This window comes from Mycobacterium sp. D16R24 (genome assembly GCF_002013385.1).
Taxonomy (GTDB): domain Bacteria; phylum Actinomycetota; class Actinomycetes; order Mycobacteriales; family Mycobacteriaceae; genus Mycobacterium.
This window is the reverse complement of the sequence record NZ_MAEV01000053.1, coordinates 1-11,233: the sequence shown is the minus strand read 5'-3', so window position 1 is coordinate 11,233 and position 11,233 is coordinate 1. Positions and strand designations below refer to the sequence as shown.

The 11,233-nt window shown below is 62.4% G+C and carries 11 protein-coding genes; 2 read left to right on the top strand and 9 right to left on the bottom strand.

What is annotated here, in order from left to right; translation table 11 throughout:
• Positions 1-227: 227 nt before the first annotated feature.
• From B4383_RS25935 to B4383_RS25915, 5 genes are all read right to left on the bottom strand, one after another.
• The gene (locus B4383_RS25935) at positions 228-758 is read right to left on the bottom strand and encodes a hypothetical protein (RefSeq protein ID WP_064628416.1); all 531 of its coding nucleotides are present in this window, start codon (positions 756-758) and stop codon (positions 228-230) included.
• Entirely contained in the window at positions 755-1,348 is a 594-nt protein-coding gene (locus B4383_RS25930) for a recombinase family protein (RefSeq protein WP_064628422.1), read from the bottom strand. The genes B4383_RS25935 and B4383_RS25930 overlap by 4 nt, the downstream gene beginning before the upstream one ends.
• 190 nt (positions 1,349-1,538) lie before the next feature.
• A complete protein-coding gene (locus B4383_RS25925; RefSeq protein ID WP_064628415.1) occupies positions 1,539-1,730 on the bottom strand; it encodes a hypothetical protein in 192 nt (63 codons plus the stop codon).
• 123 nt (positions 1,731-1,853) lie between these two features.
• Positions 1,854-2,438: an RsiV family protein gene (locus B4383_RS25920; protein WP_232783773.1), complete on the bottom strand. Its 585-nt coding sequence runs from the start codon at positions 2,436-2,438 to the stop codon at positions 1,854-1,856.
• A gap of 206 nt (positions 2,439-2,644) precedes the next feature.
• Positions 2,645-5,572 (bottom strand): glycoside hydrolase family 19 protein, encoded by a 2,928-nt coding sequence (locus B4383_RS25915; RefSeq protein ID WP_078283152.1) that lies wholly within the window; start codon positions 5,570-5,572, stop codon positions 2,645-2,647.
• 267 nt (positions 5,573-5,839) lie between these two features.
• Here B4383_RS25915 and B4383_RS25910 point away from each other — a divergent pair, with 267 nt between their 5' ends.
• Positions 5,840-6,196, top strand: a complete 357-nt coding sequence (locus tag B4383_RS25910; protein WP_232783772.1) for a hypothetical protein — start codon at positions 5,840-5,842, stop codon at positions 6,194-6,196.
• 56 nt (positions 6,197-6,252) lie between these two features.
• Here the strand turns inward: B4383_RS25910 and B4383_RS25905 are convergent, their stop codons facing one another.
• The 4 genes from B4383_RS25905 to B4383_RS25890 form a co-directional block, all read right to left on the bottom strand.
• Positions 6,253-6,573, bottom strand: coding sequence for a DUF6247 family protein (locus B4383_RS25905; protein ID WP_074245418.1), 321 nt, complete (start codon positions 6,571-6,573; stop codon positions 6,253-6,255).
• A gap of 73 nt (positions 6,574-6,646) precedes the next feature.
• Positions 6,647-7,402, bottom strand: coding sequence for a hypothetical protein (locus B4383_RS25900; RefSeq protein ID WP_064628412.1), 756 nt, complete (start codon positions 7,400-7,402; stop codon positions 6,647-6,649).
• Positions 7,384-9,636 carry a hypothetical protein gene (locus B4383_RS25895; RefSeq protein ID WP_064628411.1) on the bottom strand — a complete coding sequence of 751 codons (2,253 nt, stop codon included), beginning with the start codon at positions 9,634-9,636 and terminating at the stop codon, positions 7,384-7,386. The genes B4383_RS25900 and B4383_RS25895 overlap by 19 nt, the downstream gene beginning before the upstream one ends.
• Positions 9,636-9,965 carry a hypothetical protein gene (locus tag B4383_RS25890; protein WP_078283157.1) on the bottom strand — a complete coding sequence of 110 codons (330 nt, stop codon included), beginning with the start codon at positions 9,963-9,965 and terminating at the stop codon, positions 9,636-9,638. Before B4383_RS25890 ends, B4383_RS25895 begins: the two co-directional genes overlap by 1 nt.
• 393 nt (positions 9,966-10,358) lie before the next feature.
• Here B4383_RS25890 and B4383_RS25885 point away from each other — a divergent pair.
• A partial coding sequence (locus tag B4383_RS25885; RefSeq protein WP_139361067.1) for an AAA family ATPase occupies positions 10,359-11,233 on the top strand: 875 nt, incomplete at its 3' end.

Below are 11,233 nucleotides of genomic sequence, written 5' to 3'. Positions count from 1 at the left end.
CGGGGCGGTATCGTTTCTAACTAATTCGGTCCCGCATCTTTCCTGAAACACCTGTTCACAGCGTCAGATCTTGTTTCGGCGGGTCCGCAAGCTCGGTATTTGATGTTGTTGACCACTCATCAAATCGCTGTAGACTGGTCATCAGCCTGCGGCACTAGCCAAAGGAAGTGAACCCGGCAGCCATCCGGACGGTTGGTGAGCCGGGTTTCGCGCTATCTGGGGCCGGTTTAAACCTGCCGGATGCCAGCGATAGCCGGCTCGATGCGGGTCCGCCAGGTCCCTCCTTTGGCCCAGCACCAGGCGATCGCGTCGGGCAGGGCCAGTAATGGCTCGGTGGCCGCACGGTGATGGGCGTACTGCATATGTGAAACATGCTGGCGAGTCAGGGTGTAGAGCTGGCGGCGGTCCCAGTCGATGAGCGAGTCGTCTTGTTCGAGGATGATCCGGATATTCAGATTTGGGTCCGTGTCGCGAACAAGCGCTTGAAGACAGGCGTATCGAGCATCGAGTTCACGCCGATAAGTGCCCGCATCGGCGGTGTACACCATCGAGGTCACTTCAGCCGCGCAGATTGCATCGGCGATCACCTTTCGCCGGGAGTCGCTTTCTTTGGCCATATGCAAACGACGTTGGCGAGGTAACACCATGGCGCGTACCAATTTTCGCAGAGGCTCCAGATCGCCGGAGACTACCGTCGCGGCCACCAACAGATAATTGCGATGCTTGGATTCGTCAACGAAGATATGGGTCGAGCTCACTGCATTACCGGCCGATCTGCTGCAGCCCGGTTCACACGCTTGATGGTGCGGTAGATAGTGGAGCGGGCCACCCCGAACAGTTCGGCCAGCTCAGCACTGGTGTGCTCGCCGGCGGAATGTAGGGCCATCAGGTGTTGGTGCTGGGCTTTAGTGAGCTTGGGTTGCTTGCCACGTAGCCGACCTTTGGCCCGCGCAATCTTCATGCCTTCCCGGGTGCGCAGCCGGATCAGATCAGCCTCGAATTCAGCGATCATGGCCAACACGTTGAACATCAACTTGCCCATCGGATCACATGGATCATGCACAGAGCCACCGATGTTCAACTTCACACCTCCATAGCCCAATTCCTGGGCGATGCCGTGCGCATCCGGTACTGAGCGGGCGAGGCGATCCAATTTGGTCACCACGAGGGTGTCTCCCTCGCGGCAGGCTGCGAGTGCTTTCTCGAGTTCGGGTCGGTCACGGTGAGTGCCCGTGAGCCCGTGATCGACATAGATTCGCTCCGGATCCACCCCAAGGGCTTCCAACCCAGCCCTTTGAGCGGCGGTGTCTTGCTCATCTGTCGAAACTCGCGCGTACCCAATCAACATGAAATTGACCGTATCGGCGATCGCCAACGCTGTGTCGCGACACGCGTAGCGGTTACCCCTCCCCTAACGGGCACATCACCGGGCGGTTCTTACGGGACACCATTGTCACAGGCCGCGACGCGCTGACGGTCGAAAATTGACTGTCGCGCAGACCGATCCCCTTATAGGACAGCACCCCCGTGACCAGAGGTCAGCCGAACAAACAGCGACGCAACGATCCGCCCCAGTCGACAACACCAGGGCTGTATTCGCCGCCGAGTTCTTCTATGGCCTCATCGATCGACTCGTATTCCGACTCGGTGAGGTAACCAGTTTTGGTAACGGCTTGACGTTCCCGACACAGATCACGAAGTGCGGCAAGGATTTCCGGTGCATACGACATACGAAATTCTCCCACGCCAAAAAAGGGGTGGTGCCCTCTAACCGGGCAGCGCCAGAATGCCCGCCGAGCGCGGGCAGGTGCACGAAAAGTCGGCCTGAATCACCCGTCTCTCACGACGAATGGCTAGCTTTGTGTGAGCGCATTCATGCTGGGTGTCAGGAGATCGGCGAGGTCGGACCATGGGATGGTCGTGACCCTCAGGCCATGTCCGAGCTGGTAGTCGGCGAAGTGTATTTCGAAACCCTGGGCGGTGGGGATCCAGTTCGCGAAGTTCTTATCGGTGGCCCGTAGTCCGGGTGTGTTGCTATCGATTCCGAGGATGGCCGCAGACTTTTCCGATAGTCGGTTCAGCCCGTCTTGTTTGTTGGTGAACAGGTCTTGCAAGGTGATTGGTTGGGCGTCTCGGCTGTCGATGACAATGGTGGCGATGTAGTTGACCGGATGTGCTGCGCCTTTTGCGTAATACACGCCGACGGTCACCTGCGATACCGCCGATGGCCGGAAGGAGACCGTGGAGTTGGCGTCAAGACCCCAACTGTCGCTTCGCGCCTCGGACCGGGCATCGTCAATCAGCCCGGTCACCGAATGGCGGCTCGCGTTATTGAATGCGCTGGTTACTCGTTCATCACCGCCAATGAGTTGACCGACCTGTGCCTTCCACGTCCCAGTGTGGTCGTCGGTAGATCCTTCGAGTGCATCGATCCGCACCGAATATTGGTGGCCGCCGGACTGGCCCGTCGCGCCTGCTGCGCTGGAGGGCGCGGTGGTGGTCGCTAGTGCTGTCCCATGGACGGGGGCTGTGGCCTGCGCTCGGTCAGATGGTCGTGGCTCCGTGGGAGCTGCCGCTGTACTGCATGCGGGCACCCACGCCACAGCACACAGCATGACCGCGCTGACGGTCCAGAGGCGGCGTTTCACTTGGGGCCTGCGAACATCTGCAGGATCTCGTTGTAGGCCTGGATCCGCTCGGTCAGGCCCCACTCCCCACCGTTGATCGCATGCGAGATACCGACGATATCGCCTTGATCGGCAAGGTCATTGAAATTACCGACATCGGGACGCCCATCGGTCCAATACCATCCGGCTGTCCGGAATGCGGCAGTCAGGTTGCCGGCCAACGTTTCCGGGCGGGCAACCAAATCATAGCCAAGTGCTTGACCTGCCAACGTGTAGTTATGCCTACCCGTGAGCTGCATGCCGCCGCGCCCCTTAAAACGGGGCCCATCGCCGGGCTCCGTATTTCCCAGATCCGTGCGGCCCTCGTACTGAACACCGCTTGAATACTCGGTCAGTGTTGCGCCCCAATCGGTTTCCTCTGACGACTCAGCCAGGAACGCCGCCGCACGCAGCGGAGAATTGATCTGCCGCTCAGCCAACGTCTGGTTGATTACGTTCGTCCATGACGTCACGTCCCCGGCAAGCTCATCGGGCGGCACCGGCGTGTAGTTCGACCCGTCAGAAGAACGCAACGCATAGTGCTTGTAGATCTGCTTGAACTGATCCTCGGTGATCTGAAACGGCGGCGGGTCGGCCGGGTCTGCCGGTGCAGGTTGTTGCGGCGCCCTCTGCAGCCCCGTGCTCATCGCAGTAGCAGTTCCGTCAGGTACGGGGCCACTTTGGAAATCGACCGGTTGCACATCCGATGGAGCTCCGGCGCCCGAAAACGTGTTGACCGCGCCAGCTCCCTGCGAGGTGAGCTGTGCGACTTGGCCAACGCCCTCGGTGCCCTTCGACACAGTGTCGTTGAGTTGCGTGAACTGCTCGACCTGAGGCTTGAGCTGCGGGTTGGCATCGCTTACGGCTTGGGCGACTTGGTCGGCTTCTCCCTGAGCGGTTTTCACGATCTGGCTGCCTGCATTGATCGCATCCGCGGTGCCCTGGATGCCTTGTGAGACGCCCTGCACCACGGTGATCGCGTCTTGCGGGTTGACCGCCCCTGACTGCGCCGACGACGCGATAGAGGCACCCGCCTGCCCGGCAGTGGCGAAGCCCTGGGCGGCTTGCCCAGACGATTGGCCGATCTGCTGACCGGACTGCACGTACGTCTGCACGTCGCCGGGCAGTGATTGCGCGGCCTGAGTGGCGTCTTGGCCGAGCGCCTGGGTATCCGGGCCTTGTTCCTGGCCGTCCTGCTTGCGGCGCCGTGTAGAGGCCGCTCCCATGAGTAGCGCGGCCAGATCGTTATTACCTGACTGCTTGTCACGGTCCTGCTGGTCGCGGTCCTTTTTGTCGTCCTTGGACGGGAACCGCGGCAGCTGCTGCTGTTTCTGGTTGTCGCGCTGGCGCAGCTGGCGGGTCAGATCATCCAGACGCTGCCGGTCCTGGGTGGACTGCTGCTGTTGATCCTGCAGTTGTCGAGTCAGATCGTCGATCTTCTGCGAATCAGACTGTTGCGGCTGCTGCTGATTGGGCTGCTGGGGCGCCTGCTGCGGTTGTTCAGGTGCCTGCCGGGGTGCTTGTTGCGCGGGCTGCTGCGCCCCCTGGTTGCCGCCTTGTGAGCCCGGATTGGCTTGCCCGGCTTGGTTCCCGGGGAAGTCCGGATTGGGCCGCCCAGGGCCTTGGGTCAGGCCCGGAGATGCGGTCTGATAGTTCGGTGGTGACCATTCGCCGTTGCGTGCCTGCCAGGAACCATCCGGGTTGGCCCGAAACGGCGGCTCCTGCATGGACTGCTGCCCGCCGGTCTGCGACGGAACCTGCCCGGATGCAGGGTTTTCGTTGTAGATACTGATTCCGCTGTTCTGATCCAGCCCAGGGCGGCCGTAATTGCCGCTGTTGTAGTCAGGGAGCTGCTGGCCACCCTGCGATGGCGGTTGGAACATTTGACCGCCCCCCGGTGGGCCATCCAGACCACCGCCGCCACCGCAATCCGGTGGGCACGCCGCGTGAGCCTGCGGCACCGTGGCCGGGGTGAACCACCCCAGGCCCAAACCGCCGGCCGAGAACATCAGCACCGCGATCACCGCAGCGGTCGCGGAAGCCTTCTGCGAGGCGGCGGTCGCCCACGTATACAGGCCTGAGAGTCCTTGCCACCAGCCCAGGTTCGACCCGACCGCCCACACCATCACCGCTGCGATCGCGGCGATAGCAGGCAGCACAGGGCTGCCGGCGATGGTCGCAGACAGGCGCGGGGCAAGCCAGGCCGTCAGGATCACCAATCCAGCCCCACCGGCAATCAGGGCGGCCAGCAGCGCCGGATGCGACGGCGCACCGTTGCCGTGGCCGCTGCGGTCGTGCTCGGCGAGCAAGCCCGCCTCGACCAGGGCGTCTTTGACCAAACCGGCCAGGTACTTGCCGCCGGTGAATAACGCAGCACCCGCGGCAACCGCCACGAGCATCTGCACCACACCCAACATCAGCGACCAGCCGGTCTCGCCGGAAATCTGATGCCACCACGTGCCGTAGCCGCCCCTGAACGTGAACCACATGCCCCACGCCCCGGCGATCACGCCGACACTAGCCACGACAGCGTGCCCCGTCTCGGTCAAGCGTGTCTTGCCCACGTCGAATACCGCCGCAGTGAGCGGTCTAGCACCCCACATCGCGAGCTTGACGCCGCCGCCCAGGCAGGAAAACCAGAACAGCAGCGGCACAATCCATACCGCCAAATCACTCAAGCCGTCACCGGCTCGGTAGAGATGATGCAGACCGGCCACCGCCGCGGTCGCCAGGGCGGCTCCGGCGATCACCGCGGCCACGTGTCGTCCTGAACTGGACTGATCACCGGGTGCCGGTAGTGGCGCGATATCACCCGAGGGTTCGCTGACGGCGGCCAGGTCGCGGCAGTCGGTCACCGCCACAGGCCGCGACGGGCCCTGTGCTGCGTGGCGTGCAGGTGTGCTCATAGGCGAGACTTCCAGTTACATATGATCAGCGGCTATTGCTGTGACAGTACACCTGAACTCGGACACCCAGCAACGAAACAACCCCGCAGAAAAACACCTGGTTATCTGATCTTGATAGCCGCCACCATTCGGCAACGGCTGAACCGAGGTGATACGGCACCACCTGGTTGCCAGGCCACGGTCCGAGCGGGCCGAGGCCTGAGCTACTGGCGGCTGCGGTTCTTGGTGACGGCCAGACACGCCGAGAACCGCTGCCATCATGGGGTGGTGAACAACGACGAAGCACCGCCGGCTGGCTGGGCTGTTTTAGATCATTCCTACGACGACGCCGACCTGCCTGCGCCGTTTAACACAATCGGTTTTGACTCGAACAACATCGGCGCCTCGGTCTGGGTGTATCTACCTACCGGGGCCATGGTCGCCGCAATACCCACAGGCCTATGGAAAGAACGGGCCCAGTTCGCGTTCTACTACGCCGCGCCGAACGCTAAAACTGCAGTGCCACTACAGGAGTGGAGCGACGCACAGCGCGAGTGGGACGGCACAGATCCGAATCACTACGACCAACGCCACGACGACGCCATCGCGTACTTCAACGCGATGGCCGGGGGAGGTTTGGGCTGATCGCAGCCATCATGAACGGATCAGACCGACAACTGCGGTGTCGCCCGACTTGAGAGTTAGTCGTGGTCGATGACACGGCCAGCTCCCGGCGTATGGGCATCTGTCGGCGCGTTGGTGGCGGATGGTTGTGGCTCGTGCGTGCCGGCGGCAACTTGGGCGATCACGGCTTTTTCTTCGGGTGTTGGCGGGTTGAGGCGCAGGTGGGCACGGCCCCACCACCGGTTGAGGACATGGTCGACGCGCGCCAGATCGAGGTCCTCATCGGCCTCGGCGAGCGCGATGCGCAGCTCGGCTTCGAACTCGGGCAGCTCGTCGGGAGCTGCGGCGGCCAGGGCCGCTCGGATGGCAGGCCCGCTGCGTTGAACGGGCACGTACATGCGCAAATCGTACCGGCGTCAATATGCAGGTCTACATCTGCGCTGACGGGGTCGCTTAGGCCAATCTCCGCCGCTACGCCGAACTACCCTCGGGCCATCCGGGGTCTGGCGGCAAGGTTGGAGGTGGCTCTGAACGCCTGTAGATGTCGGGCCAATCTGGGGGCGTACCTGGTGCGAGCTTGTTGCATACGCGGCGTTGTTCGTCACTAACGCGCGGTTCCTCGAACAGGAGCCAGGTCCCGAAGACGTCGTCTGTGGGCCGCCGTGCGGGGCCGCGCTGCTGAGCGGGTGGGGCGTGTTGTTGATCGGGTGTCAGCGATGGATCGGGGCCGAAGGTGTACACCTTGGTGATGCCGGTCGGAGTCGAGCCGCGGCTGCCGTAGCTCCCGTCGCGTTCCTTCTGCGCGGTCTGGCCAGAGTAGTCGCAGACTGTCGCGGTATAGCGTGCACCGTCACGGCGGAAATCCACCACTTCGTAATATCTCGTGCCGACAACGACGGGCTGACTGGGGTCGCCTCCCAAGTACCCGAGGTCCCCTCCATCGAAAACATTGTTCTCGGCGTGTTCGACCCCGGGATACCCCTTATCAGCTAAGGCCAATCTCCCGTTGCGGTAGGAGAGGCCCGCGCTCCAGTATGACTCGGAGATGGCGCGGACGAAGGTGCCTTCGGGAGACATGAGGTCCAGGCTTGGGTTGGGTATCCATCGGAATGTGTACTGCTGCTTGTCTTCCGGTGGCTGTGGCGAGGGTGTATCCGGTTGCTGGCATCCAACAACGGTCAGAGTTAGGAGCGCCGTGAGGGCGCCCGCTATCCGGTTGGTCGCCATTTGCGGTTGGTGGGGTCGGCGCCCTGCTGTTCTTGCGTCTGCCACTGGTCTGGGGCAAAGCCGTTTTCGCGCAGCACATTTCCGATCAGGGTGCGAGCGCCATTGGCATCTTGCGCAATCTTGAGGGGGTCGGGGTGGCCGTTGGTTAGGTATCGGTCGAGGTCGGGGTAGTTCGCGAGGTCTGGGTTGGACTGGAGTAACCCGTTGAGGATAGCTTTTTGGCTGTCGAGGGTGTTGAAGCCGTATGGGCCGGTGGTGACCATTTTGTTGGCGGCGTCGGCTGGGGTGCCGTTGCCTTGGATAGCCTGGTCGGCAGCTTCGAGGCCTTCAATGGGGGCGAACGCCTTATCGACGCCGAGTTGTCCGGTGACCCATTCGCCGAGCTTCTTGGTGGCTGGGTCTGCATCCTTGGTGTTCAGGGCGTCCATCGCGCCGTCGAGCATGCCGCGCTTGATGCGACCGCCGTCCTCGAATGCGTTGTCCCGCTCGGCCCCCTCGGGCATCTGGGCCGCGTGGGACAGGTTATGCGCGTATTCGTTGTAGGCGCCGCCGTTGATGATCTTGGCGGCGTCTTCATTCCGGTCCAGGTTGGCCATCAGGTTCTTGGCCTGGTCGGCGTCCGGGAGTGCCTTGATCTCCGGGGTGTTGGAGTTATCGGCGCCGAACAGTTCGGCGACGTGTGAACCTTCAAGCCGCGCCGTGGTTTTAGCCAATTCTGGGTTGGCCTCGGCCCACGAATCCCCAGTGAAATGCTGGCCCGGTCCCGGCAGGTCCCGCAGCGCGTCCTGGTGTTCGGGGTCGGCCAGGTAGTGGGCTTGCTCGTTAGCGACCTGCTGCGCGTACGGGTTGGTGGGGTCGTCGGCGGCCCACTGGAGGACATCATCGACCTTGGCGCCTTGATCGCCCCAGTGCTGCTCATTGAGCGCCCGCAGGAACGAATCCGCGCCCGGTGAAGCACTTTCGGGCTCGCGGGCCATCTCGGCGATGTCCACGTGATCGGCGCTACCGGCCTGGAACATATCGGCCACTGCGGATTTGAAGTCACCGCGTGCATCGGAGGTGATGCCGCTGGTGAAGTCCTTCAAATTGTCGTTGTGGGTGTTGATCTCGGCGTTGGAGTAATCCGATGCTGCGCCGAGCATCGCCTGGGCGGCCTCCGATCCATTCAGGTAACCGGGGGTGACGCCCTGGAAGATATCGGCCACATCCTGCATATCGGCGACACCACGTAGTTCGGTCTGTGGTCCGCCATACCCACGCGCAGCGTTGTCGAACGAGACTCCCACCCGGTCGGCGCGGGTGAGGGCTTCACGCACCCCATCGGGCAGGTTGGACACGCTGCCAGCGGTAGGGATGAAGTTGCCTCGGGTGGCCTCGGTGACCCCGGCTTTGTTCTCGATCCCGGAGCGAATGTTCTTGTTAGACACCATCGCCAACGCATCCTTGACCGCCGTGCGGTCCTGCGGGTTGCCTATCCCGTTGAGAAACGCATTGACCTCACCGGGTGTCTTGCCATCCAGCGAGCGGGACAGCTGATACAGGTACTGCATCTGGTTGGACGGGATGGTCACCGGCTTACCAGCGGCCAGCGCATCAACCTGTTCGGGCGACAGGACGCTGGCGGCACGCACCCGTTTAATCAGCTCAGGATCGACATATCCGCCTTGCAGAGCTGAGCCATCCTCGTTACCGCGTGCCGCATCCAAACCGCCCACCGGGGCCAGCAGGGTATCCAAATCCATGGCATCGACCTGACTGGCCGCCTCTAGGTCGGCAGCCCCCCACGCGTCGTACAACCGCTGTAGCCGGGCCTGGATATTGGCGGCGTACTCCTTGCCCTTGGCGATCTGCTCATCGGAAGCGCCCTTGGGCGCGTCCCATTCGACGGTCAGATCATCGGCGATCTTGTAATGATCACCCGTTGCCTGGTCGTGCAGCGCGATGGTGGCATTCTGCTGCTCCAACTCCCGCGAGAGCGCGTCGATAACCTTGGGTGCGCCATTCAGGATCGCTTGCCCGGCACCGAGAAACACCTTCTCGTCGCTGCTAGCGGTCTCCCGTGCCGCATCCGCCGCCGCACCGTCCCAGTACTCGCCACCGGGACGCTCCACCGCCGTCTTGTAGTCAGCGCCCGTCTGCTGAATCTCGACCCCAGCCACCATCGCCTGACGCATCAGCTCAATATTGGCCTTCGTCGGCGTAGACAACAACAACTGATACGACCGCGCGGACATCAGCGCTCCCCCATCGGTACATCACGAGTCAACGCCAACCCGGCCGCCGAGCGTATGGCCTGGGTGACGTGCTCCTCGGTATCCCCGAACTGCGTCACCGTCTGCGCCGACAGGTCAGCCACGGTGTTCAGGCGTGCGGCCAAACTCCGCTGCACGTTAGGGACCGACTTGCTCACCAGCTTGCCGATAGCCACCGTCGACGGAGACCGACCAGACTCACCACCTGGATGAGCACTCGCAGTCTTAGTCAACCTCGCAGCCAACCCCTGCAACTCCGGCGACAACTTCGCCAGCGCCGCAAGATCGACCTTCAACTGTTCATCAGACACGTGTACCCCCGCCGCTAAGCACATTTCAGGAACCGGTTGCAGGCCCTGGCGACCAGAGCGAACATCGCAGCAACTACCTCTGAAACCGTACCGGGAACTGCGCCACGTGGATAGCGATGTGCTGCCTTAGATCCCGCAATTTCCCCGGTTTTTTCGCTGGCGGGGAGATCCCTCGACTAAACGAACACGTCACCGGGTGCAGGTAGCATGGATTTTCGAGGCTGTGTCTTCCGAGGGTTGTCAATCTGGCGGGAGTGTCGTTATTCGAAGTGTGTGATCGGTAGTCGCCTGCGGTTTTGTGGCGACGGTGTCCCAACATGTTCGACCGAGCTGAGGCGGTGAGACTGCCGAGGCTGGGTGTTGGTACCCGATTCCACAAGGAGAACCGTCTTCATGACAACCGCAGATATCACACCTTTCGAAGCCACCACCCCCAGTTCCGCTGGCTCAACAGCAGGCGTCAGCATCGCTGGATTGCCCGAATGGATCGCCGCCCAGGAATACAGCGCCCAACTCGCGCTACGGGCGCTGGCCGATCTGCTGAACAATGTTCCTGCGCGAGCACCCGAGAGGGACGCTTTCGAACAGTTCTGTGAGCGGTCGCTTGGTCTGCCTATCGCAGAACTGGTCAGCGAAACCCACAATCTGTCCGGAGTTGGACGGATCACTGGTGGTTTAGCGATCGCCGAGTTACTCAACGCTCACCAGCCCCAGACGGGTCCCCACAGTTACCGACCCGAGCCGCCGCGGTGGGGCACTTTCGAAGCCGGCGGCGAGACACTGCATTTCCCAACCGACGTCGCGTTCTACACCGACACCGTTGTCCCCGGACTCGATGCAATCGTTGCCCTGCGATCGACACCGGCACTGAGCCGAGGTGAAGCGTCCAGCATTTCAGTACATGTACGGCCAGACGACCAGCAGCAAGGGCGAAAACTGCTGCAGCAGATAATGTCTCGCGCTGGCGAACTCAACATCTTCCGTGGCCGCGTCCTACAAGCCAGTCTCGGTAATCATGGGCTGGCGTTCGAGATCATCGACGCCCCCCACGCCACTCGCAGCAAAATCATCGCCACCGAGGACGTGTGGGACGAAATCGACCTGAACGTGCGAGGGGTCAGCAGTCAACATTCCACGATGACCGAGCTGGGGCTCGGCGGTCGCCGGGGTGTGCTGCTGGCCGGCCCGCCTGGTGTGGGCAAATCGGCGATCGCCTCGGTCATCGCGGCTGAAATGGCTGGACAATTCACGGTCGTGTACTGCGATGC

What these genes read in the sequence shown, in the direction of transcription:
- B4383_RS25905 (WP_074245418.1), bottom strand. Translation starts at nt 6,573, where the DNA reads ATGTACGTGCCCGTTCAACGCAGCGGGCCTGCCATCCGAGCGGCCCTG.
- B4383_RS25900 (WP_064628412.1), bottom strand. Translation starts at nt 7,402, where the DNA reads ATGGCGACCAACCGGATAGCGGGCGCCCTCACGGCGCTCCTAACTCTG.
- B4383_RS25895 (WP_064628411.1), bottom strand. Translation starts at nt 9,636, where the DNA reads ATGTCCGCGCGGTCGTATCAGTTGTTGTTGTCTACGCCGACGAAGGCC.
- B4383_RS25915 (WP_078283152.1), bottom strand. Translation starts at nt 5,572, where the DNA reads ATGAGCACACCTGCACGCCACGCAGCACAGGGCCCGTCGCGGCCTGTG.
- B4383_RS25925 (WP_064628415.1), bottom strand. Translation starts at nt 1,730, where the DNA reads ATGTCGTATGCACCGGAAATCCTTGCCGCACTTCGTGATCTGTGTCGG.
- B4383_RS25930 (WP_064628422.1), bottom strand. Translation starts at nt 1,348, where the DNA reads ATGTTGATTGGGTACGCGCGAGTTTCGACAGATGAGCAAGACACCGCC.